The organism is Aeromicrobium sp. NPDC092404 (assembly GCF_040684095.1).
Lineage (GTDB): Bacteria > Actinomycetota > Actinomycetes > Propionibacteriales > Nocardioidaceae > Aeromicrobium.
Window position 1 is genome coordinate 1,316,457 of sequence record NZ_JBFBFI010000001.1, and the last position, 19,993, is coordinate 1,336,449.

General features: G+C 70.4%; 22 protein-coding genes. 7 read left to right on the plus strand and 15 right to left on the minus strand.

The features are described 5' to 3' along the window. Positions 1 to 198 precede the first annotated feature (198 nt). Positions 199 to 462 (minus strand): 30S ribosomal protein S15, encoded by a 264-nt coding sequence (rpsO, locus tag AB0N22_RS06690; protein WP_364639248.1) that lies wholly within the window; start codon positions 460 to 462, stop codon positions 199 to 201. Between the two features lie 197 nt (positions 463 to 659). Here rpsO and AB0N22_RS06695 point away from each other — a divergent pair, with 197 nt between their 5' ends. Then, positions 660 to 1,511, plus strand: coding sequence for an SGNH/GDSL hydrolase family protein (locus tag AB0N22_RS06695; RefSeq protein ID WP_364637409.1), 852 nt, complete (start codon positions 660 to 662; stop codon positions 1,509 to 1,511). A gap of 43 nt (positions 1,512 to 1,554) precedes the next feature. After that, a complete protein-coding gene (locus AB0N22_RS06700; protein ID WP_364637411.1) occupies positions 1,555 to 2,460 on the plus strand; it encodes an SGNH/GDSL hydrolase family protein in 906 nt (301 codons plus the stop codon). Positions 2,461 to 2,487: 27 nt separating this feature from the next. On the opposite strand, the gene AB0N22_RS06705 is transcribed toward AB0N22_RS06700, so the two are convergent. Next, positions 2,488 to 3,414: a bifunctional riboflavin kinase/FAD synthetase gene (locus AB0N22_RS06705; RefSeq protein ID WP_364639251.1), complete on the minus strand. Its 927-nt coding sequence runs from the start codon at positions 3,412 to 3,414 to the stop codon at positions 2,488 to 2,490. Positions 3,415 to 3,525: 111 nt separating this feature from the next. On the opposite strand from AB0N22_RS06705, the gene AB0N22_RS06710 reads away from it, so the two are divergent. The 3 genes from AB0N22_RS06710 to AB0N22_RS06720 are packed head-to-tail and all read left to right on the plus strand — an operon-like array spanning position 3,526 to position 5,870. Beyond that, positions 3,526 to 3,807 carry a hypothetical protein gene (locus tag AB0N22_RS06710; RefSeq protein ID WP_364637413.1) on the plus strand — a complete coding sequence of 94 codons (282 nt, stop codon included), beginning with the start codon at positions 3,526 to 3,528 and terminating at the stop codon, positions 3,805 to 3,807. Positions 3,808 to 3,813: 6 nt separating this feature from the next. Continuing rightward, complete coding sequence (locus AB0N22_RS06715) at positions 3,814 to 5,214, plus strand: ATP-binding protein (RefSeq protein WP_364637415.1); 1,401 nt, start codon at positions 3,814 to 3,816, stop codon at positions 5,212 to 5,214. Beyond that, complete coding sequence (locus AB0N22_RS06720) at positions 5,211 to 5,870, plus strand: response regulator transcription factor (protein WP_364637417.1); 660 nt, start codon at positions 5,211 to 5,213, stop codon at positions 5,868 to 5,870. The genes AB0N22_RS06715 and AB0N22_RS06720 overlap by 4 nt, the downstream gene beginning before the upstream one ends. 72 nt (positions 5,871 to 5,942) lie before the next feature. Here AB0N22_RS06720 and AB0N22_RS06725 read toward each other — a convergent pair whose 3' ends face one another. The 9 genes from AB0N22_RS06725 to rimP all read right to left on the minus strand — a co-directional run bounded on the left by AB0N22_RS06725 (position 5,943) and on the right by rimP (position 14,651). Next, the gene (locus AB0N22_RS06725; RefSeq protein WP_364637419.1) at positions 5,943 to 6,788 is read right to left on the minus strand and encodes a serine/threonine-protein kinase; all 846 of its coding nucleotides are present in this window, start codon (positions 6,786 to 6,788) and stop codon (positions 5,943 to 5,945) included. Then, the gene (locus tag AB0N22_RS06730) at positions 6,788 to 7,144 is read right to left on the minus strand and encodes a hypothetical protein (protein ID WP_364637421.1); all 357 of its coding nucleotides are present in this window, start codon (positions 7,142 to 7,144) and stop codon (positions 6,788 to 6,790) included. The genes AB0N22_RS06725 and AB0N22_RS06730 overlap by 1 nt, the downstream gene beginning before the upstream one ends. A 104-nt stretch (positions 7,145 to 7,248) precedes the next feature. Further along, positions 7,249 to 8,496: a phospholipase D-like domain-containing protein gene (locus tag AB0N22_RS06735; RefSeq protein ID WP_364637423.1), complete on the minus strand. Its 1,248-nt coding sequence runs from the start codon at positions 8,494 to 8,496 to the stop codon at positions 7,249 to 7,251. 17 nt (positions 8,497 to 8,513) lie between these two features. Next, the gene (truB, locus tag AB0N22_RS06740; protein WP_364637425.1) at positions 8,514 to 9,392 is read right to left on the minus strand and encodes a tRNA pseudouridine(55) synthase TruB; all 879 of its coding nucleotides are present in this window, start codon (positions 9,390 to 9,392) and stop codon (positions 8,514 to 8,516) included. Beyond that, the gene (gene rbfA / locus AB0N22_RS06745) at positions 9,385 to 9,822 is read right to left on the minus strand and encodes a 30S ribosome-binding factor RbfA (protein WP_364637427.1); all 438 of its coding nucleotides are present in this window, start codon (positions 9,820 to 9,822) and stop codon (positions 9,385 to 9,387) included. The genes truB and rbfA overlap by 8 nt, the downstream gene beginning before the upstream one ends. 84 nt (positions 9,823 to 9,906) lie before the next feature. Further along, positions 9,907 to 12,675 carry a translation initiation factor IF-2 gene (gene infB / locus AB0N22_RS06750; RefSeq protein WP_364637429.1) on the minus strand — a complete coding sequence of 923 codons (2,769 nt, stop codon included), beginning with the start codon at positions 12,673 to 12,675 and terminating at the stop codon, positions 9,907 to 9,909. Positions 12,676 to 12,852: 177 nt separating this feature from the next. Continuing rightward, the gene (locus AB0N22_RS06755) at positions 12,853 to 13,158 is read right to left on the minus strand and encodes a YlxR family protein (RefSeq protein WP_364637431.1); all 306 of its coding nucleotides are present in this window, start codon (positions 13,156 to 13,158) and stop codon (positions 12,853 to 12,855) included. A gap of 4 nt (positions 13,159 to 13,162) precedes the next feature. Next, positions 13,163 to 14,197: a transcription termination factor NusA gene (gene nusA / locus AB0N22_RS06760; protein WP_364637433.1), complete on the minus strand. Its 1,035-nt coding sequence runs from the start codon at positions 14,195 to 14,197 to the stop codon at positions 13,163 to 13,165. Position 14,198: 1 nt separating this feature from the next. Continuing rightward, on the minus strand, positions 14,199 to 14,651 hold the full coding sequence (gene rimP / locus AB0N22_RS06765; RefSeq protein WP_364637435.1) for a ribosome maturation factor RimP: 453 nt from the start codon (positions 14,649 to 14,651) through the stop codon (positions 14,199 to 14,201). A 105-nt stretch (positions 14,652 to 14,756) separates the two neighbouring features. Here rimP and AB0N22_RS06770 point away from each other — a divergent pair, with 105 nt between their 5' ends. Together AB0N22_RS06770 and AB0N22_RS06775 are read left to right on the plus strand one after the other, a co-directional pair. Continuing rightward, entirely contained in the window at positions 14,757 to 15,242 is a 486-nt protein-coding gene (locus tag AB0N22_RS06770; protein WP_364637437.1) for a hypothetical protein, read from the plus strand. Continuing rightward, complete coding sequence (locus AB0N22_RS06775) at positions 15,239 to 15,640, plus strand: DUF4439 domain-containing protein (RefSeq protein WP_364637439.1); 402 nt, start codon at positions 15,239 to 15,241, stop codon at positions 15,638 to 15,640. The genes AB0N22_RS06770 and AB0N22_RS06775 overlap by 4 nt, the downstream gene beginning before the upstream one ends. 73 nt (positions 15,641 to 15,713) lie before the next feature. On the opposite strand, the gene AB0N22_RS06780 is transcribed toward AB0N22_RS06775, so the two are convergent. From AB0N22_RS06780 to ispG, 4 genes are all read right to left on the minus strand, one after another. Beyond that, on the minus strand, positions 15,714 to 17,453 hold the full coding sequence (locus tag AB0N22_RS06780) for a proline--tRNA ligase (RefSeq protein ID WP_364639254.1): 1,740 nt from the start codon (positions 17,451 to 17,453) through the stop codon (positions 15,714 to 15,716). Positions 17,454 to 17,504: 51 nt separating this feature from the next. Further along, positions 17,505 to 17,867, minus strand: a complete 363-nt coding sequence (locus tag AB0N22_RS06785) for a hypothetical protein (protein WP_364637441.1) — start codon at positions 17,865 to 17,867, stop codon at positions 17,505 to 17,507. Positions 17,868 to 17,879: 12 nt separating this feature from the next. After that, complete coding sequence (locus tag AB0N22_RS06790; protein WP_364637443.1) at positions 17,880 to 18,722, minus strand: GNAT family N-acetyltransferase; 843 nt, start codon at positions 18,720 to 18,722, stop codon at positions 17,880 to 17,882. Positions 18,723 to 18,788: 66 nt separating this feature from the next. Beyond that, positions 18,789 to 19,934: a flavodoxin-dependent (E)-4-hydroxy-3-methylbut-2-enyl-diphosphate synthase gene (gene ispG, locus AB0N22_RS06795; protein ID WP_364637444.1), complete on the minus strand. Its 1,146-nt coding sequence runs from the start codon at positions 19,932 to 19,934 to the stop codon at positions 18,789 to 18,791. Between the last annotated feature and the right edge of the window lie 59 nt (positions 19,935 to 19,993).

Below are 19,993 nucleotides of genomic sequence, written 5' to 3' on the forward strand. Positions count from 1 at the left end.
CCTGTTGGGACGAGAGGTGCCAGACGGTGGAACCTTGTCGGTCTTCGATCGAGGCCTGCGGGCGTTCGGTGGAACATCCCGAGGGCCACTACCGAGGACCGAGCACGTCATGCCTGGGCACTCTCGTCGTGGGTGATGCGATGTGCAGTTGTGAAACGAGGCGGTCACTCCACAGGGAAGTGACCGCCTCAGGGGGTTCTAGCGGCGCAGACCGAGACGCTCGATGAGCGAGCGGTAGCGCTCGATGTCGTTGTTCTGCAGGTAGTTGAGCAGACGACGACGCTGTCCGACCAGGAGCAGCAGACCACGACGGCTGTGGTGGTCGTGCTTGTGCTCCTGAAGGTGCGCGGTCAGGTGCGAGATGCGACCCGTCAGGAGCGCGATCTGGACCTCAGGGGATCCGGTGTCGCCGTCACTGAGCGCGTACTGCTTGATGATGTCTTCCTTGGCAACGCCGGCCACCGTGGGCGCAGCAGTCTTCTTTGACACAGTTCTCCTCTGGGGGTTCCGTTGCACGGCGCGCCCGGGCTTGTCCACCGGGGCACTCTGGATCCGTGGCCGATCAGACGGCACCGTCCAGACTATCAGCGGCAGTGCTTGCGGGGCGAATCGCCGCTGTCGCCCGGCGACGCCGCAGGCGGTTGACTACGCTCGCCCCCATGATGCGTCGATGGGTCGCCGTCCTCCTCGTCCTGGGCTGTGTCGCGGCGTGCGGACCCGACCGCGAGCCGAGCCCTCGCCGCGCGGCCGCGTACGTCGGGATGGGCGACTCGTACGTCAGCGGACCCGGCATCGCACCCGTCGACGGCGACTCCGGCGCGTGCCTTCGCTCGGGCGCGAGCTGGCCCGCTCTGCTGGCCCGGGAGCTCGGGATCGAGCAGCGAGCCGACGTCAGCTGCGGTGGCGCGACCACCGACCACGTGCCGGAAGCAGTCCCCGGCCAGGGCGGGATCATCGCACCGCAGCTCGACGCGGTCTCCCGCAGCACGCGGCTCGTCACGATCGGGATCGGCGGCAACGACGGCAACTTCTACGAGGGCCTGTTCAACAGCTGCATCTATCCCACGATCCGCACCACCAGCGGCTGCCGGTTCTTCGACGAGGAACAGGCACCCGAGATCCTCGCCGCGACCAAGACCAAGATCGTGCGGACGCTCGAGGCGATCACCGAGAAGGCGCCCGACGCCGACGTGCTGCTGGTCGGCTACATCCGGATCCTCCCTGACGACGGCGCCTGTCCCCCGCTGGGTCTCAGCCGCGCCCTGGTCACCCACGGCTCGTCCGCGATGCGCCAGCTGGAGGCCACCCAGCGGGCCGCGGCACGCGAGGCCGGCGCCACGTTCGTCTCCCTCCGGGGCATGTCGCGTGGCCACGACGTCTGCGCCGAGGACGACGCGTGGGTCAACGGGCTGGAGAACACCCCGGCCGACGGCGTCAACCTGCATCCCACCGCCGCCGCCATGCGGGCCGTTGCGAAGCACCTGGCCGGCGTCGTCGAGGCTCGCGGCTGAGGTGCGCCCCGACGAGTTTCCCGGTCCCGACTAGCGTCGTGGCATGAGGATCACCCGGCAGCTCGCCACCGTCACGGCCGTGAGCCTGGCGCTGCTCGCCGGCTGCTCGTCCACGTCCGACGAGCCGCAGGAGCCGGCGGCCACGACCTCGACGCCCGCGCCCCGCCCCAGCGCAACCCCGGACCTGCCGGCGGTGCGCTCCTATGTCGCGATCGGCGACTCGTTCACGTCCGGACCCGGTCTCGCCGAGCTGCGCGACGACGGCGCGTTCTGCCTGAGGTCCGACCACAACTGGCCGTCGCTGCTCGCTCGCGCGCTCCGCCCGGCGTCCTTCGACGACGTCAGCTGCGCGGGCGCCACGACGTACGACGTGCTGCAACCCGGCCGCGGCGCGGCGGCTCAGATCGACGCCGTCCGGCCGAGCACGGACCTGGTCACGGTGGGCATCGGCGGCAACGACGGCAACCTGTTCGCTTCGCTCGTCTCGAGCTGCTCCGGCGGCGGCGGGACGTGTCGGCCGTTCCTGCGCGACTCGGCTCCGGCCATCCTCGACGAGACCGTCGGCCGGATCGCCAAGGTCCTCGAGGACGTACGTGCGAGAGCGCCGAAGGCGACGGTCCTGCTGGTGGGCTACCCGCGCATCATGCCCGACTCCGGGACGTGCGCCAGCGTCGGGATCCCCGCTGCGGACACCGCTGCCGTGGCCGGAGCCGAGGAGGCGCTCGACCGCTCGCTGGCCGCGGCCGCGCGGCAGGTCGGCGTGCCGTACGTCTCGGTGCGCGACGCGTCACGAGGCCACGACGCGTGCGCGGGCGACCGGGCGTGGACCAACGGCGCCGACGTCAGGGACGAGGACGGCATCGCGTTCCATCCGCGTCGTGCCGGCATGGCTGCGGTGGCCCGGGCGGTCCAGACCGAGCTCGCGCTCGGTGCAGGGGTGGGCCGCTGAAGCGTGCCCGCACCGCGATGGACGGGCTCAGCCCCGGAGTATCGCGCGAGCCTGCTCGACGTCCTGCTGCATCTGCGCGATCAGCGGATCGATGCCTTCGTACCTCACCATGCCGCGCAAGCGGTCCACCAGCTCGACGCGGATCGCCTCGCCGTAGAGCTCCAGGTCGGTGCGGTCCAGGACGTACGACTCGACCCGGCGCTCGACGCCGTCGAACGTGGGGTTGGTGCCGACCGAGATCGCGGCCGGCAGGCGCTCGCCGTCGGCGCGGACGAGGCGACCGGCATAGACCCCGTCGGGCGGGACGGCGTACGACTCGTCGACCGGCACGTTGGCCGTCGGGAAGCCGAGCTCACGGCCGCGCTGGTCACCCTTGGTCACGACGCCCGAGACCTCGTGCGGTCGCCCCAGGACGTCGGCGGCCTCCACCAGCTTTCCCTCGGCGACCAGCGAACGAACGAGGGTGGACGACCAGGGCACGGCGCCGCCGTCGAGGGCGAGCCCGTCCACGGCGAAGCCGGCGCGCTCCCCCGCGTCGCGCAGAAACGCAGTGTCGCCGCTGGCTCGGGAGCCGAACCGGAAGTTGTCCCCCACGGCGACGAGCCCGGCGCGCAGCTGGTCGACCAGCACCCGGTCGACGAACTCCTGCGGTGACCAGGTGGCCATCTCGGCGGTGAAGTTGAGGATGCGCACCTCGTCGGCGCCGGCGGCGCGCAGGAGCTCGACCCGTCGCTCGACGGTCGTGAGCCTCGTGGGCGCCTGGTCGGGCCGCACGACGGCCAGCGGGTGCGGGACGAAGGTGACCGCGATGACCGGCAGGCCCTGCGCCAGCTCTCGGGTGCGGGCGAGCACGTGCTGGTGGCCACGATGGACGCCGTCGAAGTTGCCGACCGTCACCGCCGACGGCTCGGACCGCGAGTCCGTCGCAGCCCCTCGGAAGTCGCGCCAGATCATCACGTGAAAACTGTGCCACACGCCCGTTCGTGGCCCGGCAGGAGCCGAACCTAAGAAGACTCTCATCGGCTCCTCATCGACCGCCGGCGGGCGATGCGGCAGGCTGGACGCATGGACCTGCGCAGACGTCTTCCCGCGGCGGTGCTCGCGGTCGTCGCGCTCGCGCTCACCGCGGTCATCGTCTCCCGGCTGTCCGCCGGCGCCGATCCGGCCCCGCGCGACACCACCCCGATCACGATCGCCCCCGATCCCACGCCTGCGACGACACCGACACCGACGCCCGACGACGATGACGACGGCAAGGTCACGCCGCGGCTGCGCGACGACGATGACGACGACGGGCCCGACGACGATGACGACGACCACACGGAGCCCGGCGACGATGACGACTGAGGCCTGATGCCCCTCACCACGACGTTGTCACGCCTGTCGGTGCGGCAACGCCTCACCGTCACGGTCGCGCTGCTCACGTCGCTGGCGCTGCTCGTCGTCGGGTCGACCCTGTACGTCCTGGAGTCCCGTCGCATCGACCGGGTGATCGAGGCCAGCCTCACGCAGGAGATCGGCGAGTTCCGGGCGCTGCAGGCCGAGAACGATCCGCAGACCCGCAAGCCCTTCACGTCGTCCGACCGGTTGCTGACGGTCTTCCTGGAGCGGAATCTCCCCGACGCGAACGAGGCGCTCTACGGGTTCCGCGCGACGGGCGGCCCGACGTACCAGGCCGAGGGTGACAACGTGCTGCTCGGCTCGGCGGCGTTCCGACGGACCGTCGAGCGGCTCGAGCCCAGGGGCGGCACGGGGACCGTCACGGTCGACGGCTCGGAGTACCGCGTCGCCGTGCAGCCGGTCAAGCAGGGCGGGGCCACCTCGGCGTTCGTCGTGACGCACGACGTCACCGCGAGCCGTGAGGACCTGCGTGGCCTCATGCTCACGTACGCCCTGCTGGCCGCCGTCTCGGTGATCCTGATCGCCGGGCTGGCCTCGTGGATCGCCGGGCGGCTGCTCAGCCCGGTCCGGCGGCTGCGGGACACAGCGCGCGGCATCACCGACGGCGACCTCGGCGGTCGCCTGCAGGTGACAGGCCACGACGACCTCTCCGACCTGCAGCGGACGTTCAACGACATGCTCGACCGCCTGGAGTCGGCCTTCGTCACGCAGCGCCAGCTCCTCGACGACGCGGGTCACGAGCTGCGCACGCCGCTGACGATCCTCAGAGGACACCTCGAGGTGCTCGACGCGTCCGACCCCGAGGACGTCGCGGCGACCCGCACGCTGCTTCTCGACGAGACCGACCGCATGTCACGCCTCGTCAACGACCTCCTGATGCTGGCCAAGGCACGTCGCCCCGACTTCGTGACCCTCCAGCCGACGGACGCCGAGACGCTGACCCACGGCGTGCTCGACCGGGTGCGCGCCCTCGCCGACCGGACGTGGCTGCTCGACGGAGTCGCGCGGACCGCCGCTGCGCTCGACGGGCAGCGCATCACCCAGGCCTTGTTGCAGCTCGCCGACAATGCAGCCCGGCACACCCAGGCCGGTGACGAGATCGGCATCGGGTCGCGCCTGCACGAGGGCCGCCTCGAGCTGTGGGTGCGGGACACCGGACCCGGCGTGGCACCTGAGCTCCGCACCGAGATCTTCGAACGGTTCTCCCGCGGGGAGAACGACGACGAAGGATTCGGCCTCGGCCTGTCGATCGTCCGCGCCATCGCCGAGGCACACGGCGGCGACGTCGTGCTCGACGACACCGCGGTGGGAGCGACCTTCCGCCTCCGCCTCCCGACCGGAGAGTCCGCATGAACCGCATCCTGATCGTCGAGGACGAGGATCGCATCGCCTCGTTCGTCGCCAAGGGTCTCAAGGCCGAGGGCTTCACCCCGACCGTCGTGGCCGACGGCATCACCGGGCTCGACTACGCGCTGACCGGCGAGTTCGACCTCATGGTGCTCGACATCGGCCTGCCGGGCCTCGACGGCTTCCGCATCCTCGAGCGAGTCACGGCCGAGCGGCCCGCACTCCCCGTGATCGTGCTGACGGCCCGCGACTCCGTGACCGACACCGTCGCGGCTCTCGAGGGCGGCGCCGCCGACTACATGTCCAAGCCGTTCAAGTTCGGTGAGCTCCTGGCCCGCGTACGCCTGAGGCTGCGCACGCCCGGCGACCCGGCCCCCGAAGACGACTTGTCAGTGGGTGATGTGCGCCTGGACCTGCGCCGCCGCCGGGCGTACGTCGGCGACCGGGAGGTGGAGCTCTCCGCACGGGAGCTCACGCTCGCCGAGGTGCTGATCCGCAACCGCGGCCTCGTGCTGTCGCGGGAGCAGCTGCTCTCGCAGGTGTGGGGCTACGACTTCGACCCGGGCTCCAACGTCGTCGACGTCTACGTCGGCTATCTCCGCAAGAAGCTCGGCGCCGGCCTCGTCACCACCGTCCGCGGCCTCGGCTACCGCGTCGACTGACCCCCCGCGATCTGTGACGAAACGCCCCACTCCGTCGTCCTGGAACGGGGCACTTCGTCACACCTCGCGGCATCAGAGGGAGATCTTGAAGCCGGACAGCCTCGCCTGCGGGAGGCGTTCGAGCAGCGGCTCGAGGGCGCGGGCCGCCTCGTCGGCCAACGGCCGGTCGGCTGGGTCGTTCGACAGGCAGGCGTACAACAGGTCGCCGAGGGCTGACGGCACGAAGTCTGGCAGCGCGTACGGCTCCTCGGTCAGCTGCGCCCACCGGGGCTCGCGGTCGTACGCCCGGTAGCCGGCGGCGGCGCGGAACATCGTGGCGCCGAACGCCCACATGTCGCTCGCGTGCCCGACGGTGCCGCGCTCGCCCGGAGCGCACTGCTCGGGGGCCATGTACTCGTCGCTGCCCAGCGGCTCGGTGAGGTCGGCCGCGTCCTTCGCGTCCCGCGCGATGCTGAAGTCGATGAGCTTCGCGGGCGCCCCCATGATGACGTTGCTCGGCTTGAGGTCGAGGTGGCAGATGCCCTCCTGTCGCAGGTAGTGCAGGGCCGAGCAGAGCTCGAGGCCCAGGGGCAGCAGCTGGTGCAGCGGCACGTAGCCGTGGGAGGAGATCAATGACGACAGGCTCGGCCCGTCGACGTTCTCGAGCACGAGGTACGGCCGCTCACCCTCGTCGTCGTACGCGAAGAGGCGTGCGATCCCGGGATGGTTGACGCGACGCAGCATCTCGACCTCACGCTCCAGCTCCGACCGTCCGGAGGCGACCTGCCGCGGACGAACGATCTTCGCTATGACGGGCGCGTAGAGGCGCTCGTCGAAGGCGAGCCACGCCTCGTACACCGTGCCCCCGCCGACCGCCTTGACGGCCGTGAGGCCGGGGGCGATCGCGTCGCCCCCGGCCAGGCCCCAGGTGTCGGGCATCAGCTGGTGCTGGTGGTCGGCGCCGTGTTCTTGGTCGGCGCGGTGTTCACGGTCTTCGCCGTGTTCTTCGTCGGGGCGGTGTTCTTGGTGTTCGCCGTGTTCTTGGTCGGCGCCGTGTTCTTGGTGTTGACGGTGTGGTTCGTCGGCGAGTCGGCCTGGCCGGCCTTGGCCTGGTCGTCGTCCTCGGGGTCGTCGTCGAGGTTCGTCGACTGGACCCACGTCGTCGAGGTGTCCTCGCGCTTGGCGACCGTGTCGCGGTCGTCGGCCTGGGCGGTTCCGGCGATCGCGACCCCGGCGGTGCCGAGGACGACGGTGCCGGCGAGGGTCACGATTCCGGTGCGTACGAGCTTGTGCATGTCCATCTCCTTGATCGGTGCTTGCTGATGACACCAATCTGACGAGCGCGCGTGAGGCGCACGTGAGCCCCGCATGAGAGGTCTCTCATGTCGCGGAGCTCGCTCTACAGCAGCGGGCGCAGCGGCGCGAGGATCCACTCGCAGGCCTTGGCGACCAACGGGCGCGACGACCACTCCGCGCGGGTCAGCACTCGCGCGTTGGACGCGTCGGTCTCGAAGACCTTCTCCAGGTGCGCCGCCAACGCGTCGTCGAGGATCTCGAGGTTGATCTCGTAGTTGCCGGTCAGGCTGAGCCTGTCGATGTTGGCGGTGCCGACCGTGGTCCAGCGACCGTCGATCGTCGCGGTCTTCGCATGCACCATCCAGTCCTGGTAGAGCAGGATCTCCACACCGCCGTCGAGCAGCTGGGAGTAGAAGCCCCTCGACAGCCAGTCGGCCACGACGTGGTTGGAGATCTCGGGGACGAGGATCCGCACGCGGACGCCCCGGGCGGCGGCGTCGAGCAGGCCCTGCAGGATGTCGCGGTCGGGGATGAAGTAGGCCGCGGTGATGTAGATGTGGTCGCGGGCGCGGTCGATCGCCTCGATGTACATCCCGCGGATCGGGAAGAGCAGCTGCCGTGGCACGTTGCGGTGCGCGCGGATCTGCGGCTCCCAGCTGGCGTCGCCACGCTCCTTGAGCATGCGGGTCCTGCGGCTCCGGCGCAGGTTCCAGAAGTCGACGAACGCGTTGTCGAGGTCCCACACCGAGGGCCCCTCGATCTTGAGGTGCGTGTCGCGCCACTCCGAGGCGTACAGCGAACCGACGTTGTAGCCGCCGACGTAGCCGACCTCGTCGTCGACGACCAAGATCTTGCGGTGGTCGCGGCCCATCTGCCGGGGGCTGAAGAACCGCCAGCCGGTCGCGAAGACCGGATAGCGCAGCACGTGGATCGGCGCGGGAAACCGCAGGAAGCTCGGGGTCACGACGAGGTTGGCGAACCCGTCGTAGATCACGTAGACGTCGACGCCCCGGGCGGCCGCGTCGATCAGCGCCTGCTTGAAGCGGCGCCCCGTCTCGTCACCCTTGATGATGTAGGTCTCGAACAGGATGCGCTCCCGCGCTCCACCGATGGCCCGGAGCATGTCCTCGAAGAGGTCGGAGCCGTAGGTGTACGCGGTTGCGGTGTTGCCGTCGCCGATGGCCAGCGGGGTGGGCTCGGTGACCGGGAACGAGCCGTGCCCCTTGCCGCGCAGGATCTTGCGGACCTTGGTGGTCGCCATCAGCGCGACGACGATCAAGAACTGCGCCGTCAGCAGCATCGACAGGGCCCGCCGGAGGATGCCCCGCGTGGAGGGACGGCGCAGCTGCATGGTGTGACCCTAGCGATTCAGACGAAGACGGCAACGGGCTTGGCCACGCCGCCGCGCTGGTCGTAGAGGGCCAGGAACTCCCCGGACGGCGCGAACACGGCGACCGCGCCAGGTGCTCCGAGGTCGATCCCGGTGAGCGGGCGGCCGAAACGTACGTCGGAGGCCTCGCGCTCCTCGAGGTCGTACGCCGGGAAGCTCGCGCGGGCCACGTCGTCCAGCCCCGCCACGACGAGCTCCGCCTCGAGCTCCTCGAGCGTGCGCGCCCGGTCGAGCGCGAAGGCGCCGACCCGCGTCCGCCGCAGCATCGTGAGGTGGCCGCCCACCCCGAGGTCTGACCCGACGTCCCGGGCGAGGGCGCGGATGTAGGTCCCGCTGGAGCAGACGACCCGCACGTCGACGTCGACGAGATCGCCCTCTGAGCGGAAGTCGGTGAGCTCGAACGTGGACACCGTCACCGGACGCGCCGCCAGCTTCACCTCGTCGCCGCCACGCACCCGGGCGTACGAGCGCACCCCGTCGACCTTGATCGCCGAGACGGACGACGGGACCTGCTGGATCTCCCCCGTCCACGCGGGCAGCGCTGCGCGCACCGCGGCCTCGTCGAGGTGCGCGGCCGGCGTCGACGCGGTGATCTCTCCCTCGGCGTCGTCGGTCACGGTGGCCTGGCCCAGGCGGATGGTCGCGACGTACTCCTTGTCGGCGAGCGTCAGATGACCGAGCAGTCGCGTCGCCCGGTTGATGCCGAGCACCAGCACGCCCGTGGCCATCGGGTCGAGCGTGCCCGAGTGGCCGACCTTGCGGGTGCCCGCGATGCGGCGCATGCGGCCGACCACGTCGTGCGACGTCCAGCCGGCCGGCTTGTCGACGACGACCAGACCGCTGACGGCGTCAGTCATCGAGCTCCGCGTCGTCGTCCTTCTTCTTGTACGGATCGGGGTCGCCGGCATACTGCGCGCCGGCCGATCGCGACGCGACCTCCTCGTCGGACTGCTTGACCTTGGCGAGCAGGTCCTCGATCTCCTTGGCCGTCTCCGGCACGGCGTCGAGGAAGAACTCGATCGACGGCGTGATGCGGGTGCCGAGCTGCTTGCCGACCTCCGACCGGATCAGCCCGGTCGCGCTGCGCAGCGCTGCCGCGGTGTCCGCGCGAGCGGCCTCGTCACCCATGACGGTGTAGAACACCGACGCCTGCTGGCCGTCACCGGTCATGCGTACGTCGGTGATCGTGACGAAGCCGAGACGCGGATCCTTGACCCGGCGCTCGAGCATCTGCGCCACGATGACCTTGATCCGGTCGCCGACCTTGTGGATCCGGGGTCCAGCCATGATTCCTCCTGAAAGTCGTGTTGCGTCACAGCTTCGGTGGCCCGGGGACCTCAGAAGCTGTGACGCAACACAGGTGAGCAGTGCTTACGCGCGGGCCTTCTCGCGCAGCTCGAACGTCTCGACGACGTCGCCGACCTTGATGTCGTTGAAGCCCTTGAGCACGAGACCGCACTCGAAGCCTTCGCGGACCTCGGACACGTCGTCCTTCTCACGCCGCAGGCTGGAGAAGTCGAGGTTGTCCGCGACCACGGAGCCGTCGCGAAGCAGGCGTGCCTTCGCGTTGCGCCGGATCACGCCGCTCGTGACCATGCAACCGGCGATGTTGCCGATCTTGCTGGAGCGGAAGATGTCGCGGATCTCGGCGGTACCGAGCTGCGCCTCCTCGAACTCCGGCTTGAGCAGGCCCTTGAGCGATGCCTCGATCTCCTCGATCGCGTTGTAGATGACCGAGTAGTACTTGATCTCGACACCCTCGCGGTCGGCCAGCTCCGTCGCCTTGCCCTGGGGGCGGACGTTGAAGCCGATGATGACGGCGTTGGACGCGGCGGCCAGCATGACGTTGGTCTCGGTGATCGCACCCACACCGCGGTCGATGACCCGGAGTGCGACCTCCTCGCCGACGTCGATCTGGGCCAGTGCGTCCTCGAGCGCCTCGACCGAGCCGGAACCGTCACCCTTGAGGATGAGGAGCAGCTCGTCGGTCTCGCCCTTCTCCATCGAGGACATGAAGTCCTCGAGCGTACGACGGCCGGTGCGCTGCGCCAGGAGCGCGTTGCGCTCGCGCGCCTCACGCTTCTCGGCGATCTGGCGAGCCAGCCGGTCGTCGGCGACGACCATGAAGTTGTCACCGGCGCCGGGCACCGCCGTCAGGCCCAGCACGAGGGCCGGACGCGACGGAGTCGCCTCGTCGATGTTCTCGCCGTGCTCGTCGAGCATGGCGCGGACACGACCGAACGCCGGACCGGCGACGATCGAGTCGCCGACCTTGAGCGTTCCACGGTGGACCAGCACCGTGGCGACCGGACCCCGACCGCGGTCGAGGTGCGCCTCGATGACGAGGCCCTCGGCGTTCTGGTTGGGGTTGGCGCGCAGGTCGAGCGACGCGTCAGCCGTCAGGATGACGGCCTCGAGCAGGTCGTCCATGCCGGTGCCGGCCTTGGCCGAGACGTCGACGAACATCGTGTCGCCGCCGTACTCCTCGGGCACGAGGCCGTACTCGGTGAGCTGGCCACGGGCCTTGGTCGGGTCCGCGTCGGGCTTGTCGACCTTGTTGACCGCGACGACGATCGGCACACCCGCGGCCTTGGCGTGGTTGAGCGCCTCGACCGTCTGCGGCATGACGCCGTCGTCGGCCGCGACCACGAGGATCGCGATGTCGGTCGCCTGGGCACCACGGGCACGCATGGCGGTGAACGCCTCGTGACCGGGTGTGTCGATCAGGGTGATGCGACGCTCGTTGCCGTCGACCTCGGTGGCGACCTGGTAGGCACCGATGGTCTGCGTGATGCCACCGGCCTCCTTGTCCACGACGTTGCTGCTGCGCAGCGCGTCGAGGAGCTTGGTCTTTCCGTGGTCGACGTGGCCCATGACGGTGACGACCGGCGGACGTGCCGTGAGGTCGGCCTCGTCGCCCTCGTCCTCGCCGAACTCGATGTCGAACGACTCGAGCAGCTCGCGGTCCTCGTCCTCGGGCGAGATGACCTCGACGTTGTAGTTGAGCTCCTCACCGAGCAGCATCAACGTCTCGTCGTTGGCCGACTGGGTCGCCGTGACGACCTCGCCCAGGTGGAACAGCACCTCGACGAGCGACGCGGAGTCTCCGCCGATCTTGTCGGCGAAGTCGGCCAGGGACGAGCCTCGCGTCAGGCGTACGGTCTCGCCGTTGCCCTTGCGGACGCGGACGCCGCCGATGGCGGGCGCCTGCATCTGGTCGAATTCCTGACGCTTCGCGCGCTTGCTCTTGCGGCCACGACGGACGGGGCCACCGGCGCGACCGAACGCGCCCTGGGTGCCGCCACGCGTGTTGCGGCCACCGGGGCCACCCGTGCGCGGAGGACCGCTGAAGCCGCCTCCACCGCCGGGAGCGCCACGACCGGGCGCACCGCCGCCGCCGGGACGACCGGCGTAACCGCCACCGCCTCCGCCGCCGGGTCCACCGCGACCGGGTGCACCGCCGGGTCCACCGCGACCGGGTGCACCGCCGGGTCCACCGCGACCGGGCGCGCCGCGACCGGTCGAAGGACCGGCGAGGCCGGACTGGCGCGGCATCATGGCCGGGTTGGGGCGCGGCATGCCGGGTGCGGCACCTGGCGTCGGGCCGCCGGCACGTGCGGCCGGCGGACGCGGGGCACTCTGCATGCCCTGCGTCGACGAGAACGGGTTGTTGCCGGGCCGGGCGCCGGGCGCCTTGGGTCCGGGCCGCGGGCCGGGGGTGGCCGGCGCCGGTGCCGAGGCAGCGGCGGCGGGCGCCTCGGGCTCGGCGGCGGGGGCCGGGGCCTCCGCAACGGGCTCGGGCTCAGGGGTCGGCGCGACACGCGGGCCCGGCGTGGGGCCGGGCGTACGGGTCGGGGCAGGCGCAGCCGGTGCAGCGGCCTCGGCCGCAGCCGGTGCAGCAGCCTCGGGCTCGGCCGCCTTGGCCGGTGCGGCCTTCTTGGCGGCGGCCTTGCCACCTGACTTCTTGGCGCCCTGCGCGCGCAGGGCTTCGCCGTGCTCCTCGTTGAGGCGCCGGACGACGGGGGCTTCTACGGTCGAGGAGGCCGACTTCACGTACTCACCCATGTCTTTCAGGGTGGACAGGACGACCTTGCTCTCGACACCGAACTCGCGTGCGAGCTCGTGGACTCTTACAGCCACTCTTCTCCTTCAGGGGGGTCCGACCCCGAAGGAGGATCAGACCACTAGTTGACGAACGTGCTCATTGCGCAGTACTCATCGCGCAGTACTCATCGGCCGAGGCCGTTCAGTGTGGTCATGAGCGAATGCTCCGATTTCGTGTCATGAACGCGCCGGGTGGTGCGTCCTTGGTGGTGGTCAAGCGGTGTCTTTCGGATCCTCCACGACCGATGCGAGCGCGTCCAAGTCGAGCGGCCCCTCGACTCGAAGGGCCCGACCGAACGCCTTGCGGCGAGTCGCGAGCTCCAGGCACCGGTGCGTGGGGTGCAGGTGCGCCCCTCGTCCCGGCAGCGTGCCGTGCGGATCAGGTGTCACGACCGTGGTCGTGGGCCCCTGAACTGCGACGACTCGCACCAGAGTGGTCTTGTCCGCACGTTGCCTGCAACCGATGCACGTCCGAACGACCTCGTCCAGTCTACCCGTTTCGCGAAGCCGTCGCGCCATCGAGTCAGTCGCCTGCGGTCCGAGGCGCCTCGGTGTCCGAACGGATGTCGATGCGCCAACCGGTGAGCTTGGCGGCAAGACGGGCGTTCTGCCCCTCCTTGCCGATCGCGAGCGACAGCTGGAAGTCCGGGACGACGACACGCGCCGAGCGGGTCGCCGGGTCGACCAACGTCACACCCTTGACCTGCGACGGCGAGAGGGCGTGCGCGATGAACTCGGCGGGGTCGTCGCTGTAGTCGACGATGTCAATCTTCTCGCCGTGCAGCTCGTGCATCACGTTGCGCACCCGCTGCCCCATCGGACCGATGCAGGCACCCTTGGCGTTGACGCCGGGGACGTTGGCGCGCACCGCGATCTTGCTGCGGTGGCCGGCCTCGCGGGCGATCGCGACGATCTCGACCGAGCCGTCCGCGATCTCCGGGGCCTCGAGGGCGAACAGCAGCTTGACCAGGTTGGGGTGCGTGCGCGAGACCTTGACCCGCGGGCCCCGCAGCCCCTTCTCCACCTCGTAGACGTACGCCTTGAGCCGCTCGCCGTGGGCGTACTTCTCCTCGGGCACCCTCTCGGAGGCGACCAGGATCGCCTCGATGCGGCCGAGGTCGAGCGCGACGTCTCCCGGGCGGCTCTGCTGGATGACGCCGGAGACGATGTCGCCGACCTTGCCGGCGAACTCGCCGTACTTGGACTCGTCCTCCGCGTCGCGGATGCGCTGCATGATGAGCTGGCGGGCGATCGTGGCGGCGAACCGGCCGAAGTCCTCGGGAGTGTCGTCGAACTCCTCCGTGAAGGTGGGCGCCGGGCGTTCCTGGGGCTCCTCGCCCTCGGCGGGCTCCGGCAGCGGGTCGGCCTCGATGCGCTCCTTGGCCCACACGGTGACGTGCCCACTCTTGCGGTCGAGCTCGACCCGCGCGTGCGAGTGGGACCCATGGGTCTTGTGGTACGCGGACAGCAGCGCTGTCTCGATGGCCTCGACGACAACGTCGAACGAGATGTCCTTCTCGTGCTCGAGGGCGCGCAGTGCGGTCATGTCGATGTCCATGTCAGGCGTCCTTCCTGTTGAGCTCGGTTTGCACGAGCGCGGTGCTGATCTGGTCGTAGGCCAGCCGTTGGCTGGAGGTGCGGCCCTCGATGACGACGCCCTCGTCGTCGCTCTCGCCGATGCGGCCGTCGATCGACGAGTCGTCGGCGAGCCGCAGGCGTACGAGGCGCCCGGCGTTGCGACGCCAGTGGCGGGGCTCGGTGAGGGGGCGGTCAACACCCCGCGAGGTGACCTCGAGGGTGTAGGGCCGAGAGCCCATCACGTCGGACGCGTCGAGCTCCTCGGACAGCGCCCGGGTGGCGTCGGTGATGTGGTCGATGCCGACCCCGCCGTCGCGGTCCAGGGCGATGCGGAGGACCCGCTTGTTGCCGGCCGGGGTGAGCTCGACGGCCTCGAGGTCGAGTCCGAGCGCCGACACGCACTGCTCCACGAGGGTCGCCAGTCGTTCGTCCATGGCTCGTCCTCCGTGTTCTTTTGTCGGCACCGGCTTCGGCGTCGGGTCCACCCTACCCAACCTCCAGGCCTCCGGTGAACGCGCCGAGTCGGCTAGCCTGCCGTGGTGATCAGCCGACGCGCACTCCTCGGGACGGGTGCCGCCACCGCAGCGGTCGCGGCCGGTCTCGGCGGCGCCGCGCTGGGGCACCGGCTCGACGACCTCGCCCGCACCGTCGGCATCGAGCCCCATCCGGAGCCGGATCCGGCGGACGACCGGCTCATCAAGCGCGTCGCAGCCGACCAGAACGCCCTCCTCGCACGGATCGAGGCGACGGCCGTGCGGCACCGCGGCCTGCGGCTCGACCGGTTCGTCACGATCAGCACCGCCCACGCCAAGGCTGTGGGCGGGGCGACGTCGGTGCCCGACGTCGCGCGAGCGCCGGCCGACCGCGCCACCGCCGTACGAGCCTTGGTCAACGCGTACGCCAAGGCGTCCACGGACCGGGCGGCCGACGCCGAGTCGGCGGTCTCCCCCGCGCTCGCCCGAGTCCTCGCGTCGATGTCGGCCGGGCTGGCCCAGTGCGCGCGCGCCGTGGGTGACCTGCGATGAGCTCGACGGAGGCCCTGCAGGGCTGGCTCGCGCTGGAGCACGAGGCGGTCTGGCTCTACCCGGTCATCGGTGCCCGGTTCGACGGCGTCGCCGAGCGGGCCCGCGCGTCGTACGGCAGGCACCGCGACGTGCGGGACAGGCTGCTGGCCCGCCTGCACGACATGGAGGTCGAGCCGGTCGCGACCGCGCTGTCGTACGACGTCAACCGGCTGCGCACCCGATCCCGCGCCATCACCGCGGCACGGCAGATCGAGCGCGACATCGCGGCAGCCTGCCTGACACTGGTCGGCGAGGCGAGCGGCGAGCTGCGGACGTACGCGACCGCCGGCCTCCGACGCGCGGCTCTGGCCGAGATCACCTGGGGTGCTCAGCCGAAAGCCTTCCCCGGCCTCCCCTGATCCCCCGAGATTTGTACCCCGGTGCACCACGGCCGTGTCCGGCGTGGTGCACGCGGATCCGAATCTGGGTGACTCAGCCGCGGAGGTGGGCCATGAGGTCGGCGAGCGCCACGTCGGTACGTTCGCCGGTGGCTCGGTCCTTGACCTCGACGACGCCATCGGCGAAGCCCTTGCCGACCACCACGATCGTCGGTACGCCGATCAGCTCGGCGTCCTTGAACTTCACGCCGGGCGACACCTTGCCGAGCCGGTCGTCGAAGAGCACCTCGAGGCCCTCGCCGATGAGGTCCTGGTAGACCTGCTCCGCGCCGGCCACGACCGCCTCGTCCTTGCCGGCGACGATCAGGTGCACGTCGAACGGCGAGAGCTCCTTGGGCCAGACGAGGCCCAGGTCATCGTGGGCGTACTCGGCGACCGCCGCGACCGCACGCGAGACGCCGACCCCGTACGAGCCCATCGTCACGGTGACGAGCTTGCCGTTCTCGTCGAGCACCTTGAGCTCGAGCGCCTCGGCGTACTTGCGGCCGAGCTGGAAGATGTGACCCATCTCGATGCCGCGGGCGAGCTCGAGCGGACCCGAGCCGTCAGGGGCGGGGTCGCCCGCCTTGACCTCGGCCGCCTCGATCGTGCCGTCGGCGGTGAAGTCACGGCCCGCGACCAGGTCGATGACGTGAGAGCCCTCGACGTTCGCGCCGGTGACCCAGCGGGTGCCGTCGACGACGCGAGGGTCGACCAGGTAGCGGATCCCCGAGTCACTGTCAGCGCCCAGCGCGCCGGGGCCGATGTAGCCCTTGACCAGGGCGGGATGTGCAGCGAAGTCCTTGGCCTCGAACGGCTCGACCTCGGCCGGGGAGACCACGGCCTCGAGTCGCTTGGCGTCGACCTCGCGGTCGCCGGGCACCCCGATCGCGAGCGGCTCGCGGGTGCCGTCGGGCTGGCGCAGGATCACGAGCACGTTCTTGAGCGTGTCGGCTGCTTCCCACGGCCGGTCGTCGCGGGGGAACGCCTCGTTGAGGTGGTCCACGAGGGTGTCGATCGTCGGCGTTTCCGGAGTCTGCTCCGCGTGAGCGGCCGGCGCGTCGTCGTAGGGAATCGCGTCGGGCACGACGGTCGTGACGGCCTCGACGTTGGCGGCGTAGCCGCCGGGCGAGCGCACGAACGTGTCCTCACCGGTCTCCGAGACCGCGAGGAACTCCTCGCTGGCCGAGCCACCCATCGCACCGGACTGGGCGTGCACGATGACGTACTCGAAACCGAGCCGGTCGAAGATCCGGACGTACGCCTCGCGGTGTGCCTGGTAGGACCGCTCGAGGCCGGCGTCGTCGACGTCGAACGAGTAGGAGTCCTTCATGATGAACTCGCGGCCGCGCAGGATCCCGGCACGCGGACGCGCCTCGTCGCGATACTTCGTCTGGATCTGGTAGATGCTGAGCGGCAAGTCCTTGTAGGACGAGTAGAGATCCTTGACGAGGAGCGTGAAGAACTCCTCGTGCGTCGGGCCGAGCATCATGTCGTTGCCCTTGCGGTCCTTCAGGCGGAACACGTTGGGGCCGTACTCGACCCAGCGGTTGGTCGCTTCATAAGGTTCTCGAGGCAGCAACGCTGGAAATCTGACTTCTTGAGCGCCGATCTCCTCCATCTCCTCGCGGATGATCTTCTCGACCTTGGCCAGGACCTTGAGGCCCAGAGGCAGCCACGAGTAGATGCCGGGCGCCACGCGACGGACGTAGCCGGCTCGCACCAGGAGCTTGTGGCTCGGGACCTCGGCGTCGGCCGGATCGTCGCGGAGAGTACGCAGGAAGAGCCGGGACATACGCATGGACCCGAGCCTATCGGTGGCGCCGCGCTTCCCCGGTGGCGGTGCTCAGCTCCGGGCGGCCTTCATCGCGATCCGGATCATGGGCAGCTGGAGCGGGAGCCGGGCGACGGTCCCCAGCGTGAACCACCACGGCCTGCGCGAGTCGCGGGCGCTGTCGATCGTCATCTGCACGTTGGCGGGGAAGACCGCGACGAGCAGCGCCGCCGACGCCAGACCGCCCAGGCGGCGGGTGCGCGGCTGCAGCATCAGGCCCGCACACGCGATCTCCGCGAGGCCGGAGGCCTGCACCAGCTCACGCTTGCGAGGCAATGGCTTCGGCACGATCGCCTCGTACGTCTTGGGCGTCACGAAGTGCAGGACACCGGACACGGTGAAGATGGTGGCGAGGAACTTGATGTCACGACTCATGCTGCGAGCATGTCAGAGCAGGATCGACGCGAACGTCGCGGTCTGCTGGAAGCCGACCCGTTCGTACGCCCGACGGGCCGCGGTGTTGTGGTCGTTGACGTAGAGGGTGACGATCGGCGCGACCGTCGCCCGCGCCTGTTGGACGACGGCGGCGAGCGCCGGTGCCGCGATGCCGCGGCCACGCAGGTCCGGTCGCACGTAGACGCCCTGAATCTGGCACGCGTGCTCGGTCGCGGCGCCGACCTCGGCCTTGAAGACCACCTCGCCGTCCTCGATGATCGCGAACGCCCACCCCTGCGAGATCAGCTGCGCGACCCGCGCGCGATAGCCGCTGCGGTTGCCGGCCTCGGGGTCGACGCCGACCTCCTCGGTGAACATCGCGACGCACGCCGGGTAGACCGTGTCGAACTCGTCGATCACGACGGGCCGGACCCGATCGTCGGGCCGCAGCCTGCTGTCGCGCTCGATGACCATGAACGGCTGGTCGAGGCGCGGCGACCGGGCGGGCCCCCAGTGCGGCTCGAGCCGTTTCCACATCGCCAGGACCGGGTCGCGAGGCCCGACGATCGACGAGGGCCGTACGCCGTCGGAGATCGCCTGCTCGGCGAACGCCTCGACCGCCGCAGGTGTCGCCTGCACCGGCACGACGTTGGCCCCGGCGTGGCACGCGGACACAAGCACGCCGTCCTCGAAGTAGCCCCAGACCTGCCCGCCCAGCCAACGGCTCTGCAGCTTGGTGGCCTCGACGCGGTTGCGGACGAACAGGTTGACCAGCGGGTCGCGGTCGAGCAGCGCGTTCAGCTCGGGGAGGTCCGACGTCGTCAGCGGCCGGACGTGCGTCGTCGTCTTGAGCACAGAGCCTCCCTGGATGGTGTCACCAGCGTACGACGACTGGCCGACACCCGCCCAGCACCGCCCCGGTCAGCTGACGGTGACGGCGGGCGCGCCGCCCTCGACGGGCTCCATGCCCTCGGCGATGCGCATGGCCTCCTCGATCAGCGTCTCCACGATCTTGGACTCCGGGACCGTCTTGATGACCTCGCCCTTGACGAAGATCTGGCCCTTGCCGTTGCCCGACGCCACGCCGAGGTCGGCTTCGCGGGCCTCGCCGGGACCGTTGACGACGCAGCCCATGACCGCCACCCGGAGCGGCACCTCCATGCCCTCGAGACCGGCGGTGACCTCCTCGGCGAGCGTGTAGACGTCGACCTGGGCGCGCCCGCACGACGGGCACGAGACGATCTCGAGCTTGCGCTCGCGCAGGTTGAGCGACTGCAGGATCTGCAGGCCGACCTTGACCTCCTCGACCGGCGGCGCCGACAGCGACACGCGGATCGTGTCACCGATGCCCTGGCTCAGCAGCGCGCCGAAGGCCGTGGCGCTCTTGATGGTGCCCTGGAACGCCGGCCCGGCCTCGGTGACGCCGAGGTGCAGCGGCCAGTCGCCGCGAGCGGACAGCTGCTCGTACGCCTGCACCATCACGACGGGGTCGTTGTGCTTGACCGAGATCTTGAAGTCGTGGAAGTCGTGCTCCTCGAACAGCGACGCCTCCCACACGGCGGACTCGACGAGCGCCTCCGCCGTGGCCCTGCCGTACTTCTCGTAGATGCGCTTGTCGAGCGAGCCGGCGTTGACGCCGATGCGGATCGACACGCCGGCGTCCTTGGCCGCCCGCGCGATCGCCCCGACCTGGTCGTCGAACTTGCGGATGTTGCCCGGGTTGACCCGGACGGCTGCACAGCCGGCGTCGATCGCCGCGAAGACGTACTTGGGCTGGAAGTGGATGTCGGCGATGACCGGGATGTTGGAGTGTCGGGCGATCTCGGGCAGCGCGTCGGCGTCGTCCTGGCTGGGGCAGGCGACACGGACGATGTCGCAGCCGGCTGCCGTGAGCTCGGCGATCTGCTGCAGCGTCGTGTTGACGTCGGACGTCAGGGTCGTGGTCATCGACTGCACCGAGATCGGTGCGTCGCCACCGACATCGACGCTGCCGACCTTGATCTTGCGGGTCTTGCGCCGAGGTGCCAGCACCGGAGGAGGCATCGCGGGGAGTCCGAGATCGGTCATCTCGGGGCCCCCGCGGAAGTGTGAGCGCCGGCCGACGGGAGGCCGACTCGCAGCGTGAG